The organism is Idiomarina solivarensis (genome assembly GCF_033052755.1).
In the GTDB taxonomy this organism is placed as follows: domain Bacteria; phylum Pseudomonadota; class Gammaproteobacteria; order Enterobacterales; family Alteromonadaceae; genus Idiomarina.
Genome location: NZ_JAVFHZ010000006.1, coordinates 165,387 through 188,533, shown reverse-complemented (window position 1 = coordinate 188,533; position 23,147 = coordinate 165,387). Strand labels below are relative to the sequence as shown.

Genomic DNA, 23,147 nt, shown 5'->3' with positions numbered 1-23,147 from the left:
GCTTTTATTTTAACTCAGACTCTAACTGCATGATAAAGGTGCGAATTCGCTCTGCGTTTTTACCAACATCGCTGCGACCTACCCGTGATTTACTGCGAATATCGAGTTCGCTACCGTCGGCGGTTGGACGAATACGGATGACAACATCATCTTTAAAGCCAAACCAAGTGGTTGTCGCGGTGGCTTCAATGCGGCCTTCTGCTTTTGAGCTGGCGACCAGTTCCCACCCCATTTTATCAACCACAGCAAGCGACGCGGAGAAGAGTTCATCTGGCGGCACTAACGACTGAAAAGTAGAGAGTTCAGGGTACGCTTTACGTTGCTTCTTAGCGGTTTCTTCACCGGGATACTCGACCGGGTTCGACGCGTCTGCACGCAGCGGCGCAATAGCAACAAACTCCGGTGGGTTCTGAGTATCGGTGGTAATGTCGTGAATAGCCGGTACATTTTGAGCTTTTAAGTACTGGCTGAATGGCATATAGAAAGCAAATCCACCCGCAATTATCGCCAGGCCGCTAAGGCCAGCGACAAAACCTTGTGGACGACGAATCAGATACCAAATGATATTCAGAACAAACGTCGCGGCGCCAATATAAGCGGCCCACCGAAGCATGAGAAAGGCTGTCCCAAGCTCTGCGCTACCACTTTTATACAAAGGTCCGGAAATTGCTAGCAGGATAACTGACAGCAACCCCAGAAGAATAAACAAACCGTGTAATGCTTTCATAAAGCAACCCTCTTAATTATGTTGACTGATATTACGTCATTATCCTGGGTTTGGGTCAACGAGAATTTAACAGTCGCGCGACTTTAGCGATTTTCAACGCTGTTAAGCTGCCAGTTATAATCGAGGTAGCGAATGTCGATGTTATTTTGTAGACGCTGCTCTTCTTTCTCGGTAGTTGTTAAGGCCTGAGTATAACCGCTCAGGTAATTAAGCAGGTTGTCGAAGTCACTGCTATACCAATCAAAAATCTTAGACAAGTAGAGGCCTTTATCGTCAACACCATTTTTATCAGGGTCGCTTAAAAAAGTGACCATTTGATCTTCGAGCTGAACGTCGAGCTTATTGGCAGAAAAGGCTTCCGCGCGGAGTTTAGGACAGCTGATTGCAGCGCAGACTAGAGCGGCATGTATCCTCGGTTCGTTAAAATCTACACGGATCTTTTCGTGCTCAACCCAATCCAGCGTGCGTTCTTTACCCAGCAACGTAAAAAAGGACTTTTCCCATGGGCTTGATAAGAACCAGCCTAAATCACGAATGGACTCCGCCTCGCCCGATTTAAACTCAGCGATATTGTCGATGATGAGCTGCAACGTGAAGCCGTTATAAGCGTTGATTAAAAAAGCTAATTGTTGCTCATGCGTCCAGCTTTCATATTGTTCCCTATTAACCACAGACAATGACGCCAGATAGTCGTCCAGCGGCTGACGGTTCTCGGCTAACGTGCGGTAATCAACGACAGACTTTAAACCGTCGTCATAAACGACGACGTGCTCATTTAAGACATCGGTGAATGCTTTGTGAGACTGATCAAATGTCTGCGCTGATGGAGCCACTTGCCACATCATGGTTAGAATAAAGAGAATGACTCGCATTACTTGTTCCCGCCTTCGCGTTACTATGTTTGTTTACACTTGATTTTAGGGTATTAATTTAGAAAAAGATCATTGATATTAAAGTGATTCATCGTAATCGAAAAATACAGAAGCTGCGTATTACCCTAGTGAAATAAAAAACAAAGGACAACAAGAATGAAAAAGTGGTGGTGGCTAGGATTCTTACCGTTAACCGCGGTTGCTCAGGAACAGCCTATGGAAATTATCGAAGTGATGGGTCGGGATGACGGCAGTGTGGTGTTACCGTCTGAAGATTCAACCGAGGGTCTGTTTGGTTTAGCTGAAAGCTTGCAGGAGATCCCTCGCGCAGCCACGGTCATTAATCAGTCATTAATGCAGGAAGCAGCAATAAATGATTTACACGACATCTCCCGTTTCGCTCCCAACAGTTTTGCCGCCGCTGGTTTTGGAAACCCTTCGTTGCCGACACTGCGCGGGCAGTTAGGCGAATTATATGAAGCGGGCATGCGCCGCCAGGCCGGAAACAATGGTCTGGGTATTCCCTTGTCATTCAACGCTATTGAGAGCATAGCCGTAGTTAAGGGAGCGCCGCCGGTTATGCTGGGAACCTCCCAGCGCGTGGGTGGGTTTGTTAATTTGCAACCGAAAACCGCTCGATTAACGGCGTCAGATTCAACGTTAAGGGCGCAGATTGGCGAGTGGAACCAGTATCGCCTGCAACTCGATCATAACTGGGTGATAAAAGAGAAAGAACAAGCTCTGAGGGTCAGTGCCGAGTACGTTGATGAAGACAGTTTCTACGATTTCTCCCATCATCGTAGTGACGATATATTGCTGGCATATAAGTTTGCCCCTAATGCTGATACGCAGTTTGATGTGTCGTTGGAGTACTATGATGTTGAATGGACAGATAACGCGGGCATCAACCGGCCTACGCAGAATTTAATTGATAACAATATGTATATTACCGGGCAGGGCGTGCAGCCCAATGGTTCACGAGTTCCGGGGCCGGGTGCAGTGGTTAGTCCCACTGGGGAGGTCGAAATTGATCGCAGCACCACGCTGACTGATCCGCTGGATACCAACACGGCCGAAACGGCGTTATTACACGCTAAATTCCAACACTGGCTTAACGACAGCATGGTACTGGTAAACCGAACGTACTATCAGTACCTGACTCGTGAAGGTATCAATCAAAACAGTTTTGTTGAGATTATTGATGGTGCTCATACTTTTGAAAACCGCACTGAATTGCACATTAATGAAAAAACTATTGCCGGCGTTAACCTGCGTATGAATGACGTATTGGGTTACAGTCAGTTTACGACTGAAGCCGATAACCCCATTGATTTGACTGGGCCCTTAAGCAATCGTCGAATTCCGCTGACCAGCGAACAACAAGCGCGTTTAATTGAACTTCGCCCCGGCTTATTTGTGTCTCCGGGCGGGCAGTACGACGTAGACGGTGACGGCGCTGGTGACTTTAATTTGTCCGATACCACCGATTCGACCAGCTACCAGTGGGGCGTTTTCGCTCAGCATGAACTGGATATAACCGATAAATGGCGTGTCACAGGTGGCGTACGCGCAGATTATTATGACGTAAAAGCGAAAGACCCTATCCCTCCGCCGGGAGTGGATGCAGCCAGTGATACCTACAGCGACTGGTTAAGTGCCGTGAGCTTGTCAACACAGTACGATGTTACGGCCAATTTGATGTTTTATGCAACGGCGTACAAAAGCGACTCAACCTCAAACTCTATGGCCGGCGGCACCGTACTGAACGCTGCCGGTAACATTGATGCGCAAAACTTTGCGACCGAAAATACCTTGTATGAACTGGGCGTAAAATACGCTCCAAGTGATGCCCGTTGGTATGCCGACGCTGTTGTGTTCGACCAGAAGCGCAGTTTGCGAAATCGCGATGGCTCTAACAGCGGTATCCGCACAGAAGGCTTTGAAACTCAGTGGCATTATGCGCACGAAAACGGTTACTGGCTAACGCTGGCCGCAAGCTATATTGATGCGTACTGGGACGATTCGGTCGCCTCTCAGGGAACGCGGCAAGTGGCCGACGTATTTGACGATTCGCGTCCGGATATTATTGAGGGGACTGGTGTTGGTTCGCCTAACTTCACCGCGTTTGCGGCTTCCAGCCAACAGTTGCAAGGTATTCCCGAAGTGCAGGCCTCAGCAGTAGCGGGCTGGCAGATAACTGAGCAATGGTCTGTGGGCGGCGACCTAAGTTATACCAAGCATTACCCGTTGGATTATTTGCAAACCGTTTTTATACGCGATCAGCATACTCTAAACTTGAATGCGAGTTATCGCTTCAGCGAGCAGTTAAGCGCCCGCGTGGACGTGTTCAATGCAACCGATCAGGAGAATTGGTCACCGGTATTCGAAGGCGGCTATTTTGGTGCAACTTTAGTGTTCCCGTCGCAGCCAAGGCATGCCCGGTTAAGTGTTAATTACCGCTTTTAAGGAAAAGTTATGTCAGCCAAAAAGCTGTTGTTATTACTGGTCATTATAGCGCTTTTTGTCAGCGCTTTTGCGTTTGACCTGACGCAGTATCTGTCGCTCGATGTGTTAAAGGAGAAACAACAGCAGCTGAACCAGCTTTTTGTTGACTACCCGTTGCAGACCTTTGCTGTCTACTTTGTGATTTATGTGGTCACAACGGCGTTATCTTTGCCAGGCGCTACCATTTTAACGCTGGGCTCGGGCGCTATATTTGGTCTGGGCTGGGGCTTGCTACTAGCCAGTTTCGCCAGTTCTTTAGGCGCTTTCATTGCTTTTTTAAGTAGCCGCTTTATTTTGCATGACTGGGTTCAGGAAAAGTTTGGCGACAGGCTGCAAGCCATTAATCGGGGAATGGAACGTGATGGTGCGTTTTATCTCCTCAGCTTACGACTTGTGCCGTTGTTTCCGTTCTTTGTCATTAACCTGGTCATGGGGTTGAGTAAGATAAGAGCGTGGACATTCTATTGGGTCAGTCAAGTAGGCATGCTGCTGGGCACGGCTGTTTATGTGAATGCCGGGACGCAATTGGCAGATATATCCAGTCTTGGTGATATTATCTCAGCGGACTTAATCGGTGCGTTTGTTTTATTGGGCATTTTCCCCTTTATTGGCAAAGCTCTGTTGGCGGCTTTAAAGCGCCGTAAAGCGTTTAAGGGTTATAAAAAACCAAAGTCGTTCGACACTAATTTAGTGGTTATTGGTGCAGGCTCAGCTGGGTTAGTCAGTGCTTACATAGCCGCCACCGTAAAAGCCAAAGTCACATTAATTGAAAAGCATAAAATGGGCGGCGATTGTCTGAACACAGGCTGCGTGCCGTCCAAAGCGTTATTGCACGTAGCAGAGCTTGCTCATAATGCACGTAACGCGAACAATGTGGGCATCAATGTAGGCGAGGTATCAGTCGACTTCAAACAGGTGATGCAGCAGGTAAAGTCGGTAATAAAAGAAATTGAGCCGCACGACTCGGTGGAACGCTACACTAAGCTGGGCGTTGATGTGGAGCAGGGCGAAGCCCGCATTGTGTCGCCCTGGGAAGTGGAAGTGACCAGCAATGTAGAAGGGAAAAAAGAAGCCAAACGCATTACCACCCGCAGCATAATTATTGCCACCGGCGCTAAGCCGTTAGTACCTAACTTTGAAGGGGTGGATAAAGTTGACTATCTAACCTCGGACACGCTCTGGGAATTAGAAGAGCTGCCCAAACGTCTGCTAGTTTTAGGCGGTGGTCCCATTGGTTGTGAATTGTCGCAAGCGTTTCAGCGTCTGGGCTCACAAGTGACTCAAGTGGAAATGGCTGATCGGTTGATGGGTCCGGAAGACGAAGATACGACGAAGCTACTGACCCAGCGCTTAGAATCCGAAGGCATTGATATTAAACTGAGTCACAAAGCGGTGCGCTTTGAGCAACACAATGGCGAGTCGGTGCTTATTGCCGAGCGTACAGTTGACGGTCAAAGCCAGGAGGTTCAACTGTCGTTTGATAAAGTGCTGATTGCACTGGGACGACAACCCAATATTTCCGGTTTCGGTCTGGAAGAGTTGGGTGTGCAGACTGACAAAACCGTTAGTACAAATGAGTTGTTACAAACCAACTTCCCTAATATTTATGCCTGTGGTGATGTAGCCGGACCTTATCAGCTAACTCATGTGGCCTCGCATCAGGCTTGGTATGCGTCGGTTAATGCGTTATTTGATCCATTCAAAACCTTTCGTGCTGACTATTCGGTTATTCCCTGGGTGACTTATACTTCACCGCAGGTGGCAAACGTGGGCTTAACGGAGCAGCAGGCGAAGAAAGACCATACCGATTACGAAGTAACGGAATACGACATTAGTGAACTGGATAGGGCGATTGCTGAGGACAGTGCTTACGGCCGGGTGAAGGTGCTGACCAAGCCGGGCAAAGATGAGCTGCTCGGCGTCAACATTGTGGGTCCACAAGCCGGCGAACTCTTGGCGGAGTATGTATTGGCGATGAAGCATGGCATTGGTTTGAATAAAATACTGGGCACCATACACAGTTATCCGACATTAGCTGAAGCGAATAAGTACGTTGCCGGTGAGTGGAAACGAGCCAATGCACCGCAGAAGCTGCTAGCATGGGTGGAAAAATTCCATCGCTGGCGCCGGAGTTAATATGCGTTTTGTTGCTACCATCAGTTTTCTGTTTGCTACGCTCTGCGTCGCGTTTCCGCTAAAGGCAGATGTGGTTAACTTTTACGCCTGGGGTGGCTCACCGGAAGTAAACAGTTACTTACGTTGGGCGCAGAAAGAGCTCAAAGGTGAAGGTATTCAACTTCGTCACAACAAAGTGGCGGATGCCTCCGAGGTGGTTAAGCAGATTATCGAGGGCTACTCCAATGCCGACGTTATCTGGATAAACGGCGAAAACTTTCACGCGTTAAAAAAAGCGGGCGCCTTGCTGCCTATTGTCAACGACATACAAGCAATGAAGCACATTAACCCCGCGCTTAACTGGAAGAATGATTTTGGCGAGCCTGTGAATGGGCTTGAAGTTCCCTGGGGTGTTGGGCAGTTTAACCTGATTAGCCGCCCGGGCGTGTTTAAACAACAGCAAATTAGCGCAGAAAGGCTGCTTGATGCGGCCTGGGACAATAAAGGCCGCATCAGCTACCCTAAGCCACCTGACTTTCACGGCACCACCTTTTTGAAATCGTTATTGTTGTCTTTGCAGCCACAGCAGCGTGAGCTATTCCAGCAACCAGTCGATAGTGTCGATGCAAAAGAGCTAACCCAGCCGTTGTGGGACTATCTGGACAAGCTGCATCCTCTATTATGGCAGCAGGGCGAGAATTTCCCGTCGTCGGCGGGTGAGCAAATTTCTTATCTGGCGAACGGACAATTACTGATGGCCGTGAGCTTCAATCCCAATGATTACAAAACCTTGGTTAATTACGGGCGGTTGCCAGCGGGTGTTGAGCGCCATACCTTGTCAGACAAAGCGATAACCAACAATCACTATTTGGCTGTACCTGCCAGTGCCGAAAATCCCGAGTCTGCAAAAGCGGTAATTGAATTCTTGCTGTCTGAAAAAGCGCAACAACGGAAAGCGGACACCAATCGGTGGGGCGATCCTTCGGTGCTTGAAGGCGCTGGCTCAAGTGCTGCCTTATTAGAACCCACGAACGATTTTCATGCCAGCTGGCAAACTTACCTGGAGCGGGAATGGTCCGCACGCTATCAATAGCAGTCTGGTTGTTGCTGATTCTTCTGCCGGTTGGCAGCGGCTTATTTTTTCTGCTGGTCACGTCATTTCATTCTGAAACCGGCGTCAGTAGTGCCACATTCACAGAGCTGTTAACGGACTATGAATCAACCGTTTCAAGCTTGCTTCTGGCTGTTGTCACTCCATTGCTCGCTTGCTACTTAGCGTTGTGGATGGCGCCGGGGTTACTGCAGAAACCCCGCTTGCAGCAAGTGCTGTCACCGCTGTTATCCATTCCTCACGTCGCATTTGCTGTGGGTCTTATGTTGCTATTGAGTCCTTCAGGCTGGCTGATACGGCTAGTCGAAACCCTGAGTGGGCTTTTTCCTGCGCCGCCGGCAGGCTGGCCGTTGCCGAGTAAGTCATTAGTGACCGTGATAGTGGTGTTGGTGTTAAAAGAGCTGCCGTTTTTGTTGCTGATGATATCGGCGCAGTTAAAGCAGCTTCCCGTCAATACCTGGCTGACACAGGCTCAAAGCTATGGTTACAGCAAACGTCAGGCGTGGTGGCGTGTGGTCGCCCCTGAACTCTTGCGCCGCCTGACGCTACCCATGGCTGCAGTGATCATCTACACCTTGTCGGTCATCGATATTCCGCTGTTGGTGGGCAGTAACACGCCGGGGGTGTTGGCGCAGAGGGTGTATGAATGGACTTTTCAGTTTTCTGCTGACAGCCAGGTAAAGGCTCTGGCAGGGGCCTGGATCTTGTTGGCCATGGCGGTCGTTCTGCTGCTGTTCAATTCAAAACATGCGGCGCTTTTTCGCGCGCTGGCGCTGAGTAAAGAAGTCAACGCAGGGCGAGAATCAGATACCCACAAAGCCAGTCGTTTTGCGTGGTCACTTTTGGGGATACTTGCGCTGGGAGTCATCTTAATTTTAGTGCTACAGAGCGCAGCAACACACTGGTTTTATCCTAATGTGTTGCCGGCTGACTTAAGCCTTGAACGCTGGCAAACAGAATGGCGTTATCTTGCGGAACCGGTCGTTCATAGCCTTTGGCTGGCGTTGGCCAGTGCGTTATTGGGAACCGTGTCTGCTATTGCATTGTTGCAAAGACAACGGCAAAAGGGCGCCCGTGATTTTTACTGGCCAGTGCTCATTGCGTTGTTTATTCCCCAGGTGCCTCTGGTGTTAGGTTGGCAGCGGTTACTGGGGGAGCATCTTCAGGGCGGTTGGCAGCTAGGCTGGGTGTTCTGGTCGCACGCTGTGTATACTCTGCCTTATGCGTACTTGGTTTTACACGGTGCGTATGTCAGTTTTGATAAGCAGTGGCTGACTCGTGCTGAAAGTTTAGGCTACTCGCCGCGAGCTGCCTGGTGGCGAGTTATGTTGCCTATGTTAAAGCAGCCTGTTGCCGTGGCGTTTGCGGTCGCATTTTCGGTCAGTATTGCCCAGTACCTGCCAACACAGTGGCTGGGGCAGGGCTTAACACCGACGTTAACCACCGAAGCTGTCAGTATTGCCAGTGGTGGCGACTGGCGTATCGGCAGTCTTTATGCTCTATTGCAAATGGTGCTGCCACTATTGGTGTTTATTCTTGTCGGAGCAATCAGGACAAAAAGTTATGCTGAACATTCGTAACCTTAGCATCGAGAAGCTGACAAAGGGTAGTGCTGAACCTTTAGTAACCCTGGATGATCTGACGATTAACAAAGATGAGGTGGTCACCCTGATGGGCTCCAGCGGTGTGGGTAAATCGACTTTGCTGCGTTGGATGTTGGGTGAGTCATTGTCAGGCTTTTGTGCTAAGGGCGAGCTTAGGTTAAACGGAAAAGACATTAGCAATTGTTCAATTGCCGGGCGTCAACTGGGGTTAATGTTCCAAAAGGGCGGCTTATTTCCGCACTTGACGGTAGAAGAAAACTGTCTTTTTGCGCAAAAGCCACGCTCCACATTAACCCGCAAGCAACAGGTTAATGAAGCGCTTGGTATGCTGAAAACCTTGGGGCTTGACGACAAGTGGGCCGTTTACCCTGACAGTTTAAGCGGCGGACAATACGCTCGCATTGCGTTGATATGCTCTTTACTGGCTGCGCCTCAGGCCATGTTACTGGATGAACCTTTTTCGGCATTAGACGCGAACTTGCGGGAAGAGGTCAGACAATGGACTTTTGCGCAGTTACAGGAAAGAGAAATACCCACCTTATTAGTGACTCACGATCGCGCAGACGCGTGTGGATGTATTCTTAAATTAGAGCACGGAAAGATAGAAAGCGAGCCTGCGAATGTTTGACCCGAAAATACTGCCTCTTACCCGAAAAATGTTGGATATTCCCGCGCGCCTATTGGTTCGTTTGGGGATTAACGCTGACCAAGTCACTATAGCGGGTTTTGTTATAGGGCTGTTAGCTGTTCCATTGTTAGCTTTTGATCTTTATGGCCTGGCCTTGGTGGCCATTTTATTGAACCGTTTATGCGATGGACTGGACGGTGCAGTCGCGCGACGTACTCAGCTGACCGATGCGGGCGGCTTTATCGATATTGTGCTGGACTTCATCTTTTATAGTGCCGTGGTGTTTGGTTTTATGCTGGCGAGCCCGGAGCAAAACGCGATTGCTGCGGGTGTATTGTTAGTCACTTTTATGGGCACCGGAGCCACATTTTTGGCGTTTGCCAGCGTTGCCGGAAAGCGCGGCATAGAGAACCCGTCTTACCCGAATAAGTCCCTGCATTATATGGGAGGTTTAACCGAAGGCTTTGAAACGATTTTAGCTTTTGTTGCGTTTTGTTTGTGGCCCCAATATTTCGCAGTGCTTGCCTACGCATTTGCCGCCGCCTGCTGGCTTACCGCCATAACGCGGATTGTTGCGGGCTACCGAACACTGAAAAAAGGCAAAGCACCACAGCCGGGGCCTGGTAATGTCTGAAACTCTCTGGCGATTAAGCGTATTTATTGGTGTGCTGTTGCTGATGGTGCTGTGGGAACTCGTTTCCCCCAAACGCAAGCCTCGCTATAAGCGCAGGCAACGATGGCCTGCAAATCTGGCGATAGTGGCGGTGGATAACTTGCTGCTGAGAATTGTTGCCCCTGCCGGTTTGGTTGGCGTCGCACTCTTTGCGTCAGAAAAGAGCTTAGGGCTTTTTCATGCTTTAACCGTTAATTTGCCGTTTTGGCTGACCGTTGTTATAAGCATCGTCCTATTAGATATAGCCATTTATTGGCAACACCGATTATTTCATCGCGTACCTGTTTTATGGCGTATGCATCGGGTGCATCATGCCGACCCGGATTTTGATGTGACCACCGGTTTGCGCTTTCACCCGGCTGAAATTGTGTTGAGCTTTTTTATCAAAGGCGCAACTATTTTGGTGCTTGGAGCCCCTGCACTAGCGGTTGTCTTATTTGAAATTATTCTTAATGCCTGTTCGTTGTTCAATCACGGTAATGTCGAGCTGCCTAAGCCGCTGGAAAAAATCGTCCGGAAAATTCTAATCACGCAAGAATTACACCGCATTCACCACAGCGTGGAAAAAGAAGAAACCAATAGCAACTATGGGTTTAGCGTCAGTTGGTGGGATCATCTCTTCGACAGCTTTACCGACAGGCCAAAAGCCGGATCTGACAATATAGATATTGGTTTAAGGGACTACAGAGACTCAAAAATAACGACTAAGTTATGGGAATTATTAAAGATTCCCTTCAAACGCGATTAGCGTTGCCTTGAAACACGGTCTAAACTCTGATATCAACCGTTAATAAGTTGTTGAATGAGTTTTCAGACGATGAATAAGCAACAAATCGCCATTCGCAATAACGTCCGTATTAGAGGTGAAGGCACGAAAACCTTAGTGTTTGCCCACGGCTTTGGCTGTGATCAGACCATTTGGGATGCAGTGATAGAGCAACTGCCCCAAAGTTATCGTATAGTGACGTTTGACTACGTCGGTTCCGGCAACTCTGATGTTGCCAGCTATAGTGAAAAGCGTTACGAAAACCTTGAAGGTTATGCACGTGACCTTATCGAAGTGGTTGAAACGCTGGAAGCGGATTCTATTACGCTTATCGGACATTCGGTCAGTGGCAGTATTGCTTGTCTTGCTTACCCGTTTATAAAATACAAAGTTAACCACATTGTAATGCTGAACCCTTCTCCGCGCTACATACACGATCCGCCCCAGTATCAAAGCGGTTTCAGTAAGCCGGATGTTGATGAGCTGATGATACTGATGGAACAAAATTTTTTCGGCTGGGCCCAATACATGAGTCCGCAAGTGATGGAAAATAGTGATCAGCCCAAGTTAGCCAAAACTCTGGAAGACTACTTTACCGCGGGGAATGCTCAGCTGACGCGTAACTTTGCTAAAGCCACTTTTTATTCGGATGTCCGGGAATCACTGCCTCATGTTGATTGCGCGGTTACCATATTGCAGGCGAATGCCGATATTGTGGTCCCGCTGGACGTTTCCCGGTATATGGCTAAGCAACTACCGAAAGCCCGGCTTCATGTGCTGGACGCCAGAGGTCATTACCCTCAGTTGAGCGCCCCGAACTTGGTCGCAGAACATCTCATTGAATCGTTAAAAGACAAAACAGCATGATAGCAGCAGACGCAACAAATTGGCCTTTGCTGGCGCTTGAATTCGATATTCGTGACTTTTCAGTGACGGAAGTCACTCATCGATTGTGCCTGAAGCTTCAAAAAACGCCGAATGAAATCCTGCAGCAGTCGGTTGATTCTTTGTTGTCTCCGGCCTCTCGCCTGTATTTTTTGTCAGCTGTTGAGCCAAAGTTACGGCAGGGTGTTGATTGCGAGCAATTGACTCTGTATTTAAAAGATCACGAAGAAAACATCATGTGCCTTGTGAATGCTATTTGCCAGCCGGACAATAAAATAGCGTTTATTGTGATGTTGGCAGACAAACATCTATTGTTAGAACGCCAGTTGATCACAGAGCGTGAGCAAATAGTAGAAATTAACAGTGAATTAAAGCGTCGACAGCAGGAACTCATTCTTCAACGGGAGCAAAAAGCGGAGCTGCTCAATAAAGTTGAAGCCATTAGCGCTGAAATGCTGCAAACGGAGAAACTCGCTTCCCTCGGGCAAATGGCCGCTGGCATTGCCCACGAGATAAATAATCCAGTGGCCTATATTCGGTCAAACCTCAATACCTTAAGCCAGTACACTCAACGACTATTGAACTTGGTGAATAACAGTGGTGTGACAGAGCAGCAAAAAGAAACGGCTGATTTTGACTTTCTGGAGGCCGATTTGCTGTCGTTATTGAATGAAACTCAGGAAGGCATTCATCACATTACTCAAACAACACATTCATTAACTCAATTTACTCGCAGTTCCGGTTTGTCCGATTGGTGTGATATTCACCATCAAATTGATACCACGTTAAAAGTGATGCGCAATGAGTTGCGTAATAAAGTCGACATTCGGAAGCACTACGGAGATATTCCGCAAGTTTACTGTGACCCGGCGCAGGTGAATCAAGTGCTACTCAATATTTTTTTAAATGCGGCTCAGTCGATAGTGCGTTTTGGTTATGTTGATATTACGACCGAGAGCATTAATGAGCAGGTCAGAGTGATGATTGACGATACTGGTTGTGGGATGTCTGAGGACGTTTTATCCCGTGCGGCAGACCCCTTTTATACAACCAAACCGGAAGGTACCGGAACAGGGCTTGGATTATCAATTAGTCACAACATAATGCGTACTCTGGGCGGTAGCATGCATTTGAGCAGCGCCGTTGATAAAGGAACCCGTGTCGTCTTAGTTTTTCCTGCACCGATGAAACAAGGTGAGGCATACAATGGCGAATAACTGGCTACGTATTACCGCCCGCAGTTATTGGCATTCATTCACTCTGGCGTGTTTAGTCTGGGGCGGCATGAGTTTATTTGCTATCAACCTGGGGTTGGTCAGTATCGGTTTCAGAATGCCCGTGGGCGACAGTCTTTTGGCTATTTCTTTGGGCTTGCTGGGTTCTCTCATCTCTTTATCTCGTACCTTGCGTTTGCAGCTGAACCGTTGGCCAATTTTATTGAAGAGTGTTGCGTTTTCTCTTTTGGTTGTCGGCTGCTGGGAATTAACGGCTGCCTTTCAGACTAATCTGTATGTGTTTCGGGGAGTTCTGGCAATACTCGCCGGGTCAGCCTGTTTAGTCTTGCCTTTTTTTACTGGAGAAAATCGTGTTCGAAGCGACGGCAACTGGCTATGGATAATGCTGTTGTTGTACCTTCTAGCCAGTATATGGTGGCTTTATGCGCTGAATCAGCCGTTAAAAAGCGAAAGCGTGCTGCAGGATTCGGTGCCAGGCATTATTTTGGTCGGACATTTTGTCATTTTAACCTTGCTTTATATTTGTCGGGATATCGTGTCTTATTTTTTTGCTATGCAAAACGAGCGGGACAAAGCGCTTGATCGTTTGCGCCGCTCGGAACAGCATTATCGTTCGTTATTCGATCACAATCCGAGTGCGGCATTCTCGCTCGACTTATCAGGCCGGTTCACCGATTTAAACAAAACGGGTGAAGAATACCTGCAAACGAGTAAAGAAAACGTTTTGGGCCTCCACTATGAATATGTTCTTGCGTCCTCTGAGATGGCCAAAGTCGCAGTTGTTTTTAATAGAGCGTTGCAAGGTGAGTCGATGCATTACGAAACCAGTATTGTGCGTAAATCGGGGGAGCGCATGGTGTTAAATGTGAACAATATACCTATGATGGAGGATGGCCGGGTTTTGGGCGTGTTCGGTATTGCCCGTGACATTACTCATTTGAAACAAACCTATACCGAGCTAGAACAAGTGAACGATGAGCTGCAGAATTTTGCCGCTGTCGCATCGCACGATTTACAAGAACCGTTACGTAAAATAGTCCGCTTTGGCGAGCTTCTGCAGCAAGCACAGCTTCCCGAGAAAGAACGCGATTACTTAGAACGCATGGTGTCCGCCTCCAGGCGAATGCAGCAACTTATTCACGAAATTTTAGAATTGGCCCGGCTGGGTAGAGATTCTTTGCAAGTTCAGACGACTGATTTGTCGTCAATTGTTCAAGGGGTTACCAGGGAACATGAAGCTCAGATAGCGTCTATGGGGGCTCAGTTTGATGTGAGTCTGAAACATGAGGTGGAGGTTGATCCTGAGCTAATGAAGCGAGTGTTTGACAACCTGGTCACTAACGCCATTAAATACGCCAGAAAAGACAGAAAATTGAAAATGACACTTTACTCTCAACGAGTATCTGCCGATAACGTCGCTGTGTACTTCTCAGATAATGGAATTGGTATAGAGGCCTCCCACCATCAGGCCGTATTTAAACCGTTTAAAAGGCTGCACTCCAGAGGGGACATTCCGGGAACCGGAATGGGCCTGGCTATTGTGAAAAAAATAGTGGATTTGCACCACGGTGATGTTGTATTAAGTAGCCAAAGTGGCGAAGGAACGACTATCAAAATTATACTGCCGAAAGGCAGCGAACTAGGATGAATTATGAACTTGCCGGTTACTGACGCGTTGAACGTTCTGCTGATAGAAGATGATGCAGACGACTATGTATTAGCAAAAGAGTTGTTATTAAAAGGAGCTCCGGAGTATCAACTGCATTGGGTGAAGTCAAAGAGTGACGCGTTAGCCAAGCTGCGAAAGCAGACTTATGACATCATCTTATGCGATTTTCACCTGGGAGGTGATAGCGGTGATACCGTTATTCAGGCATTGCGCGATAAGCACATAGAAACGCCTGTCATATTTTTAACCGGGCAGGGGACCGACGAGCTGAGCAAAAGAGCCATTCAACTGGGTGCCGACGATTATCTGGAAAAATCTGAAGTTACCCCTCTGGCCTTGAAAAAAAGTATTTACTATACCCTTGAGCGTCGGCGTCATCAGCGGGACTTACTCGACAGTCAGCTGACGTTTGAATACCTGCTTGAAGACAGTCTTCAGCCGGTGGTGTTAGTTGACGACAAGCGAATGATTATCTACGCAAACCCTTCTGCAGAAAAGTTGCTACAACAAACCAGTGCGGAATTAAAAGGGCGCCGGTTACCCATAGAATACAACGATAACTACGCCTTCAGTCATGAAGCGGCTCTAAATATGCCAGATGGCAAGAAAAAACGCATTCGTCATTATAGTATTCAAACGCATTGGCGCGGGCAGCCTGTTCGTTTAGTGCACTTTGAAGACATTACCAATCAGGTTGAACTGGAACAAAAAGTGGCTTTTTTTGCAAACCATGACAGCTTGACCGGCTTGCCAAACCGAGTGTTGCTGGCGGATAGATTGCAGCAGAGCATGACACTGTGCAAGCGTAACGATGTTCAATTAGGTGTTGTGTTTGTCGGGCTCGATGGGTTTAAAGCTGTGAACGACACTATGGGTCATAAAATTGGTGATCGGCTGTTGCTTGCGGCGGCAGAACGCTTGAAAGACTGTTTACGGCCGGGTGACACATTAGCGCGCATGGAAGGGGATGAGTTTGTTGCGGTATTGTCTGAGCTGAGACGGCAAAGTGATGCTGCCTTTATAGCCGATAGACTGATAGAGGCCATGCAAAGACCTTTTCATATTGAAAGTTCGGAATTGCATTTATCGGCGAGCGCCGGTATTGCCGTCACCGAAAGCTACGATGACGACCCATTAAAATTGGTCCAGCAAGCTGATATTGCTATGTATGAAGCCAAACGCCAAGGCCACGGAACCTATCAGTGGTTTGATCAGCAGCTCAATCAGCAGCTTACACAGAGTCTTCGTATCCGCAACTCACTGCAAAGCGGTATTGATAAGCAAGAGTTTGAGCTGCACTATCAACCCCAGTTTTATCTTAGTCATGGTGATGAGATAACCGGAGTGGAAGCCCTCATTCGGTGGAACCACCCTGAGTTGGGCATGGTTCCGCCCGGGGATTTTATTGAAGTAGCGGAAAACACGGGTCAGATAGTTCAGTTAAGCCGTTGGATTTTGATGCGCGCCTGTCACGATTTTCTCATTTTTTCAGCTGAACGAGACAGCTTAACGACGGTATCCGTAAATATCTCAACCGTTCATATCTTGCGAACTGAGTTTGTTGACACGGTGCGCGAGGTGATTAAAGAAACGGGTATTAAACCGTCCCAGCTGGTATTAGAAATTACTGAATCGGTATTTATGAGGCACCCCGAGTTAGCTATCAATAAACTGCATGAACTTCGCGAATTAGGGGTAAAGGTGGCGTTGGATGACTTTGGTACTGGCTACTCCAGCTTAAGTTATTTAAAAAGCCTACCGGTAAACTTGTTAAAAATAGACCGCAGCTTCGTCAGCGATATGGTCTCAAATCGTCATGACTCAGCAATAATTGAAGGCATTATCTCAATGGCGCACCACCTGGAGTTAGAAGTGTTAGCCGAAGGGGTAGAAACGAGCGCTCAGCAAGAGTATTTACGGCGCTGCCACTGTGATGCCATTCAGGGCTTTTTGTTAGCAAAACCGCTGCCTAAAGATGCACTCATTAAGTTTTTACACGAATACCGCGGCACGGTTGGAAAGGAGCTTAAAGACGCTAATAGTCAAACCGTGCTGATTGTGGATGACGAAGAGAATGTCCTTAAATCACTAAAGCGGTTACTGCGTCGTGACGGGTACGAAATCTATACTGCAGGCAGTGCAGATGAGGCATTTGATGTGTTAGCGCATAACGCCGTAGACGTTGTTATTTCTGATCAACGAATGCGCAATATGCAAGGGCTAGAGTTTTTGTCCAACGTACGCTCCATGTACCCGAATACCGCTCGTATCGTACTAACGGCTTACCGCAATGAAGACAATTTGACGCAGGCCATTAATGAAAGCGAAGTGTACCGATTTTTGGATAAACCCTGGGATGATGAAGTGTTAAGACAAACTGTAAGAAACAGTATGCGTCCCCGGCAGGAGTCGAACCTGCGACCTTTCACTTAGGAGGCGAATGCTCTATCCAACTGAGCTACGAGGACGTGCCCGCGATTATGCCAGAAGCTGACGCGGGTTTCACCCTTAGTTAATTGGCACTACCCAGTCGCTCACCTGAACGTTGTGCAGCATATTGCCTTTGGTCAGTTCTGCGATAGCGGTAGACTGCTGCACCTGGGATACTTCCACCTCAAATTCACTGACCTGCCATTTTAGACGGAAACGACCCTGATCATCCGTAAAGTGAGTAGGTTGAACAATCTTGAGCTTATCCCCCAGGCTAACGCCGTGCTTTTCACCTAAGTTAAACAGAACGGTTTTTGCATCTACTTCAATGATTCTGGCGCGCACAGGTTTGCAGATTACTTGTTTTTTAACACCCGCCGCTAAGTCCCTCAAGCCACTGTCTAGCGCAGCTCCGAAAGGCTGATTCCAAAACTTTGCTGCGGCAACATCTACGTCAACCGTGCGGTCAAACGTCCAGGGTTGGGTGTCTTCAACCCGGGCGCGGGTGACTAACTGTCCTGTTGTTGCATCGAGCAGGTAGAGCGTTAATGCATAGTGGCGGTTAGGGTCACTGGGCCACAACCAGTTAGAACTGGTGTCCATCATAGCGAGGTCGTCGAACATGCCGAAAATGATGAACTGACTGTCGTTTACCAAACCCAGGCTACGGGCCATACGACCTAGTTCTTCCAGGTTCAGCGCGCTGAGCGCTTGCTCAAGGCCCGCATGACGCTGAAGCGTATGCGTAATGTGTAATTGGCTGCCAACACCGCCTAACTCGCGCGCTAAACGTTCAGCGGCCACTTCACCAATATCCCATATTTGCCCCCAAGTGCCATGACTACGGTCGCGTAGTTCAAAGGGGACAACAGTAACCGAGTTTTTATAACTGCTGCGGGCACAGTCGCCTTCGCGGTTCCAAATATCCGCTCTTAACCTGACAATGACACGATCGTCCCGGACTTCTTCACGAACAATGGTGACTTGATCGACATTACCCTGGCTGGTCCATTGAGTTTGTGTATTTTGAAGTACGCCATCAACGACTTGTTGAATGCTGGAGATATTACCACCAGAGGCAAGCAGAGCTTGCTGAAGCGCATTTTCGATTGCTTTTTGGCGTGCTGTGTCGATATCGCCGTTAATAATGCGAGCAGTCCCCTGAGCTTCAACCCAACGCGCCTCGCTTGGCATAGCAACAAAGAAAACAGAGGTCATCAGCAGCAGGATTTTCCAGTTCATGGTGTTAGGCACCTCAGTGTCGGTTTTTCGTCATTTCATTACTGTTGAGGTTGATACTTGCAAAAATCCTGCCACCTTATTTGCGGCTAGTACGGTCTAATAGTAAACCACACGTTTTACTCGTTGTTGACGGTTGGTGCTTTGATACAAGCGATGTACTTTTTCAAAATCTAACCGCAGCTCGGTGGCATAATAGTCGCCAACGGTATAAGTTTTTACTACTTCAGCACCGCGAATAACACCGTCAACTGAGGCTTGAAAGCTGTCTTGCTTTAATACCCAGTCTTCTACGGAGCTGCCACCTGCTATACGCTGTCCGTAAACTTGTTCTGCTAGTTCACGGTAAGCGGCAAGTTTCGATGCGCGCATGGCGTTTAAGTCTTTTAGCTGTGAACTGGCACCTTGTTGAGTTGCTATTGGAGCATAGCCTACTGCATTAATGACCGGAAATTCATCTGGAGTACGGGTTTCCCATTCCACATGCTTCTGATCATAAACAACGTTGTTGTATGCACTGCAACCGCTTAGCAGTAGCGTAGCGGAGAGTAAAACGAATGAAAATTGAAGCTTAGCCATAACGACCTCTGCTGGATCAAAGTACTTAACGTTATAGCGGCAGAAATGGCAAAATCTTTAACGAATTTTACCTTTACTGTTGTAGGTGAGGGTGTCTTTTCTGGCAGACTGCAAAATGGTTTGCTTTAGCTGTTCAATGTTATTTAGCGTTGACTGAACGACTCGTTCATTGACCTGGCTTTGCTGTTGAGTTTCAGCTAATGATGCCTTAATAGAGGAGACCGCCTCGGCCAGGTTTGGATCGTCTTTTAATTGCTCTTTGTCCGGGTGCGAGGCAAGTTGCTGATCAAGTTCAGTAACGCGTTTAAGAGCGTTCTCTTTCTCGAGAGTCAAGGCGTTCATATCCGCGTGCTGGCGATCGACCATAGCATTAAGCTCACGTTGCTGTAACAACGCAAGAGTATCCAGTGACTCGGCCAGTTCCTGTAAAAGCTCGTTGACAGGGGCCAAGACTGCCATTACTCGTTACTGCCGTTACCGAATAAATCGGACTCAAACTGAGCGAGTTTATCCGCCAGCTGCTCAACATTGATTTTGTATGAGCCGCTTTCAATAGCGGTTTTAATTTTATCGACTTTCGCTTGGTCGATTCCACTGCTGCTCATGGCTTTCTCTTGCAGCCCACCAAGGCTTTTCGCCTCGCTGGTCAGAGAAACCGCTTCACCACCTTTTTGAGATACAGAAGCAGGCTTTCCCTGAGAGTCATTCTGTACCTGGCGGTTACCGGATTTGTTGTCAATGTTGGCGTTTTTCAGCCCAGCATTATTAATATTAATTGGCATTGTTTTTAGCCTCGCTAGATAGACGGTCTCAGTCACTTATCGACCACGTTCGAAAAAACTTAAATAAAAATATCAACAATTTTATAAATTAACAGTCACTTCATTGAGTCCTGTGACAACGGCTTGTACCGATTTGTTCGAACGTACATTTTCAACAACAACTGACTCACCTTTTAAACCGTCAGCTAACGCTCTTCCCGCGGCAGTAATTCGTAATGTTTTATCCTGAGCGACTATTGTAACGCTTTGTCCTTCACATACAAGGCATGTGTCGCTGGCATTGATGGCTTGCCCTGCTGAAACCCGCCTTTTTATTCTGGCGCCAACGAGTGCTGTCATATCGGTGAAAACATTAGAGCGTACACGGTTAAGGTCGATTTCAGCAAAAGCCAGATCGCCCTCGCTGATGACTTGTCCTGGAGCCAGGGGCGAGGCGGCTGTTACAACATTCTTATAGTGGTAAACTCGCACCGGAACGTAAGTTCTCCAGGTTGGGACTGTGGCGCATTCGATCTCAACGGTGGTGTAACTATCAAGTGCGGTATTACTTGCCAGGCTGACCTTAGGTTGCTCAGCACACACTTTCGGGGTCATGCGTGGATCCAGGTTGTCGGCAACAATTTCAACGCGACCATTGTCAGGTGCCGACACCCGTTGTTCGATGTAATTATGAGCCATGTCCTGTAACGCTTTATAGTTAAAATGTAAATTAGCGCTGTTGTCGGCTGTGGTATTCGCCTGAACAGGGCCAATAGCGCAGAAAGCACTCGTTACGAAAAAAAGCGAACTGATCAGCAGCGATTTACGTACTATCATAAAAGATCCTGATGTTATCCGTTAAGGTTATCTGGTCGAGTGCCGAAAAAAACGGTATAACGTCAAAAGTTCGGCAGTTCGATGGTTTCGTATGGTTATTGCTGGTGTAAAGCAAATACCGTGCCGAAGTAAAAAATAGCCTGCCACATTACAGGAGTGAACAATGGCTAGTATTCTTGATTCAGTGAATCAGCGCACGCAAATGGTTGGTCAAAACCGGCTGGAACTCTTAATGTTTAACCTCAATGGCAAACAGCGGTTTGGCATTAACGTATTTAAAGTGCGAGAGGTACTGCCTTGCCCTAAACTCACCGCTATGCCTCATCGGAACCCCTTGGTTCGCGGCGTTGCTCATATTCGCGGTCAGGCCATTTCCGTCATCGATTTAAGCATGGCAACAGGTGGCCCTGAATTGGTGGGCACTGAGAACCGTTTTGTGATTATTTCGGAATATAACCGTACCATTCAAGGCTTTCTGGTGGGCGGGGTTGATCGCATTATGAACATTAATTGGGAAGATGTTATGCCACCGCCAAAAGGAACCGGACGCGGAGCTTACTTGACGGCTGTTACACAAATTGAAAATGAATTGGTCGAAATTATCGATGTCGAGCGAATTTTGGCGGACATTATGCCCACCAATATGGACGTTAGCGAAGAAGTGGCTAACGCCCCGATTAATGTTGCTAAGGAAGACCTAACCATTTTAATCACTGATGATTCCTCGGTTGCCCGCAACCAAATTAAACGTGCGTTGCAGTCGTTAGGCATTACGCTGGAAGTTAAAAAGAACGGCAAAGAAGCGTTAGATTACTTAAAAGAGAAATCTAAAGAGGTTGGCGGGCTGGTTCATCCGCATGTGCCGGTGCTGGTTTCGGATGTTGAGATGCCAGTCATGGACGGTTATACCTTAACAGCAGAGTTAAAAGCTGATCCCAATTTGCGTGATATACACGTTATTTTGCATACATCATTGAGTGGTGTGTTTAATCAGGCTATGGTGAAGAAAGTCGGGGCTGATGATTTTATTGCAAAATTTCATCCGGATGAGCTGGCGACAGCCGTTCAAAAATGGCTTAATACTGCTGTAGCCTGATGCTATTGCATCAGGTGATATATCGAACCTGACGTAAATGTCAGGCTACGAAGCGAATAAAACTGAAACGGAAGTTGTTTATATAACGTGTTGAATCGCGAACTAAGTTTATCGGAATATCAAGAGTTTCGTCAGTTTCTTGAGCACCAGTGCGGTATCGTGTTGGGTGAGAGCAAACTGTATCTAGTCAAGAGTCGTCTCAGTCCTTTAATGGGCCGGTTTAACGTCGACTCGTTGTCGGAACTTGTTAAGCGCTCAATGAAGATCAGTGAGCGCGCTCTGCGTGCGTCGGTAATTGATGCAATGACGACGAATGAAACCTTGTGGTTTCGCGACACCTATCCGTTTGAAATTTTAAGAGACCGAATTCTTCCTGAATACAAAAATCACACCGGGCCATTGAAAATATGGTCGGCTGCCTGTTCTTCCGGACAAGAACCGTACTCTATTGCAATGACCTTCTCTGAATATAAAGCAAAACATGCAGGGGCCTTGCGGGGCGGAATAAAAGTCACCGCGACCGACATTTCAAATAAGGTTCTGGAGCAGTGCAGTGTTGGTGAATACGACAGTCTTGCGCTTGCCCGCGGACTTTCTGCAGAACGTCGGAAAAAGTTCTTTACGGAGTCTGACGGTAAGGCCGGCTCAATGAAAATAAAAGATGAACTTAAACAATTCATTCACTTTCGTCATTTAAATCTATTAGACAGCTATTCTTTGCTGGGCAAGTTTGACGTTATTTTCTGCCGTAATGTCCTTATTTACTTTGCCCCGGAAGTGAAGCGGAAAATTATTGCCCAATTCCGGCAATCGCTAAACCCAGGCGGTTATCTTTTCCTGGGTGCCTCAGAGTCTATTTCGGGGCTTACCGATGACTTCGAAATGATCCGCTGCCAGCCCGGCATTATCTACAGAAGAAAGTAACGTCCTCTAAGAATCCCCAGCCTTTTAAACTGGCACACTTCCTGCATTGTCTTCACCATCAAACACTGTGGAGACAAAAATATGGCACTTTCCATGGATAAAATTATGGGAATACAGCAATACACGTTGGGCGTTCGAACCCAGCGTGCGGAGCTTATTGCCAATAACATCGCGAACGCAGATACCCCTGGCTATAAAGCAAAAGGTTTAGACTTCCAGCAAGCTCTGCAACAAGCACAGCGTGGCATAGAAAGCTACAAGCTGGCGCGTACCCACGAAAAGCATTTTAACGTTGAAGTTAAGCCTCAGGGAACGGAGAAGTTCAGAGTGCCCAACCAACCGGATACCGGCGATGGCAATACGGTTGATGTGCAGTTGGAACAAAACTTGTATGCACAAAATGCATTGGAATATGAAATGACCATGAACTTTCTTAACGGCAAAATTAGCGGAGTTAAGAAGGCCTTGGGTGGACAAGGGGGATAGTAAGT

The 23,147-nt window shown here is 47.7% G+C and carries 21 protein-coding genes and 1 tRNA gene; 14 read left to right on the top strand and 8 right to left on the bottom strand.

What is annotated here, in order from left to right; all coding sequences use genetic code 11:
* Window positions 1–4: 4 nt before the first annotated feature.
* Complete coding sequence (locus tag RBK99_RS11460) at window positions 5–727, bottom strand: DUF1499 domain-containing protein (RefSeq protein ID WP_317504738.1); 723 nt, start codon at window positions 725–727, stop codon at window positions 5–7.
* 83 nt (window positions 728–810) lie between these two features.
* A complete protein-coding gene (locus tag RBK99_RS11455; RefSeq protein ID WP_317504737.1) occupies window positions 811–1,599 on the bottom strand; it encodes a DUF547 domain-containing protein in 789 nt (262 codons plus the stop codon).
* A 156-nt stretch (window positions 1,600–1,755) separates the two neighbouring features.
* On the opposite strand from RBK99_RS11455, the gene RBK99_RS11450 reads away from it, so the two are divergent.
* The 11 genes from RBK99_RS11450 (at window position 1,756) to RBK99_RS13540 (ending at window position 17,223) form a co-directional block, all read left to right on the top strand.
* Entirely contained in the window at window positions 1,756–4,065 is a 2,310-nt protein-coding gene (locus RBK99_RS11450) for a TonB-dependent receptor (RefSeq protein WP_317504736.1), read from the top strand.
* A 9-nt stretch (window positions 4,066–4,074) separates the two neighbouring features.
* Window positions 4,075–6,240 (top strand): dihydrolipoyl dehydrogenase, encoded by a 2,166-nt coding sequence (lpdA, locus tag RBK99_RS11445; protein ID WP_317504735.1) that lies wholly within the window; start codon window positions 4,075–4,077, stop codon window positions 6,238–6,240.
* A 1-nt stretch (window position 6,241) separates the two neighbouring features.
* Window positions 6,242–7,312, top strand: coding sequence for an ABC transporter substrate-binding protein (locus RBK99_RS11440; protein WP_317504734.1), 1,071 nt, complete (start codon window positions 6,242–6,244; stop codon window positions 7,310–7,312).
* Complete coding sequence (locus RBK99_RS11435; protein WP_317504733.1) at window positions 7,291–8,910, top strand: ABC transporter permease subunit; 1,620 nt, start codon at window positions 7,291–7,293, stop codon at window positions 8,908–8,910. The genes RBK99_RS11440 and RBK99_RS11435 overlap by 22 nt, the downstream gene beginning before the upstream one ends.
* Window positions 8,894–9,562 (top strand): ATP-binding cassette domain-containing protein, encoded by a 669-nt coding sequence (locus tag RBK99_RS11430; RefSeq protein ID WP_317504732.1) that lies wholly within the window; start codon window positions 8,894–8,896, stop codon window positions 9,560–9,562. Before RBK99_RS11435 ends, RBK99_RS11430 begins: the two co-directional genes overlap by 17 nt.
* Window positions 9,555–10,196, top strand: a complete 642-nt coding sequence (locus RBK99_RS11425; RefSeq protein WP_317504731.1) for a CDP-alcohol phosphatidyltransferase family protein — start codon at window positions 9,555–9,557, stop codon at window positions 10,194–10,196. The genes RBK99_RS11430 and RBK99_RS11425 overlap by 8 nt, the downstream gene beginning before the upstream one ends.
* Window positions 10,189–10,983: a sterol desaturase family protein gene (locus RBK99_RS11420; protein WP_317504730.1), complete on the top strand. Its 795-nt coding sequence runs from the start codon at window positions 10,189–10,191 to the stop codon at window positions 10,981–10,983. Before RBK99_RS11425 ends, RBK99_RS11420 begins: the two co-directional genes overlap by 8 nt.
* A gap of 69 nt (window positions 10,984–11,052) precedes the next feature.
* Window positions 11,053–11,868 carry an alpha/beta fold hydrolase gene (locus RBK99_RS11415; protein ID WP_317504729.1) on the top strand — a complete coding sequence of 272 codons (816 nt, stop codon included), beginning with the start codon at window positions 11,053–11,055 and terminating at the stop codon, window positions 11,866–11,868.
* Entirely contained in the window at window positions 11,865–13,103 is a 1,239-nt protein-coding gene (locus RBK99_RS11410; RefSeq protein WP_317504728.1) for a sensor histidine kinase, read from the top strand. Before RBK99_RS11415 ends, RBK99_RS11410 begins: the two co-directional genes overlap by 4 nt.
* A complete protein-coding gene (locus RBK99_RS11405; RefSeq protein ID WP_317504727.1) occupies window positions 13,093–14,769 on the top strand; it encodes a sensor histidine kinase in 1,677 nt (558 codons plus the stop codon). The genes RBK99_RS11410 and RBK99_RS11405 overlap by 11 nt, the downstream gene beginning before the upstream one ends.
* Before the next feature lie 3 nt (window positions 14,770–14,772).
* Entirely contained in the window at window positions 14,773–17,223 is a 2,451-nt protein-coding gene (locus tag RBK99_RS13540) for an EAL domain-containing protein (protein ID WP_411161979.1), read from the top strand.
* Here the strand turns inward: RBK99_RS13540 and RBK99_RS11400 are convergent.
* The 6 genes from RBK99_RS11400 to flgA all read right to left on the bottom strand — a co-directional run bounded on the left by RBK99_RS11400 (window position 17,185) and on the right by flgA (window position 20,636).
* Window positions 17,185–17,258: transfer RNA gene (locus RBK99_RS11400), tRNA-Arg, on the bottom strand. The two genes, RBK99_RS13540 and RBK99_RS11400, sit on opposite strands and share 39 nt — an antisense overlap.
* Before the next feature lie 40 nt (window positions 17,259–17,298).
* Window positions 17,299–18,462 (bottom strand): flagellar assembly protein FlgT, encoded by a 1,164-nt coding sequence (locus tag RBK99_RS11395; protein WP_317504726.1) that lies wholly within the window; start codon window positions 18,460–18,462, stop codon window positions 17,299–17,301.
* Window positions 18,463–18,558: 96 nt separating this feature from the next.
* Entirely contained in the window at window positions 18,559–19,038 is a 480-nt protein-coding gene (locus RBK99_RS11390; RefSeq protein ID WP_317504725.1) for an LPP20 family lipoprotein, read from the bottom strand.
* Window positions 19,039–19,095: 57 nt separating this feature from the next.
* Complete coding sequence (flgN, locus tag RBK99_RS11385) at window positions 19,096–19,497, bottom strand: flagellar export chaperone FlgN (RefSeq protein WP_317504724.1); 402 nt, start codon at window positions 19,495–19,497, stop codon at window positions 19,096–19,098.
* Window positions 19,497–19,820, bottom strand: coding sequence for a flagellar biosynthesis anti-sigma factor FlgM (gene flgM / locus RBK99_RS11380; protein ID WP_317504723.1), 324 nt, complete (start codon window positions 19,818–19,820; stop codon window positions 19,497–19,499). The genes flgN and flgM overlap by 1 nt, the downstream gene beginning before the upstream one ends.
* A gap of 81 nt (window positions 19,821–19,901) precedes the next feature.
* The gene (gene flgA, locus RBK99_RS11375; RefSeq protein ID WP_317504722.1) at window positions 19,902–20,636 is read right to left on the bottom strand and encodes a flagellar basal body P-ring formation chaperone FlgA; all 735 of its coding nucleotides are present in this window, start codon (window positions 20,634–20,636) and stop codon (window positions 19,902–19,904) included.
* Between the two features lie 163 nt (window positions 20,637–20,799).
* On the opposite strand from flgA, the gene RBK99_RS11370 reads away from it, so the two are divergent.
* The 3 genes from RBK99_RS11370 to flgB all read left to right on the top strand — a co-directional run bounded on the left by RBK99_RS11370 (window position 20,800) and on the right by flgB (window position 23,142).
* Entirely contained in the window at window positions 20,800–21,732 is a 933-nt protein-coding gene (locus RBK99_RS11370; protein WP_317504721.1) for a chemotaxis protein CheV, read from the top strand.
* Between the two features lie 87 nt (window positions 21,733–21,819).
* Entirely contained in the window at window positions 21,820–22,656 is an 837-nt protein-coding gene (locus tag RBK99_RS11365; RefSeq protein WP_317504720.1) for a CheR family methyltransferase, read from the top strand.
* Window positions 22,657–22,737: 81 nt separating this feature from the next.
* A complete protein-coding gene (flgB, locus tag RBK99_RS11360; RefSeq protein WP_317504719.1) occupies window positions 22,738–23,142 on the top strand; it encodes a flagellar basal body rod protein FlgB in 405 nt (134 codons plus the stop codon).
* The last annotated feature ends 5 nt before the right edge of the window (window positions 23,143–23,147 follow it).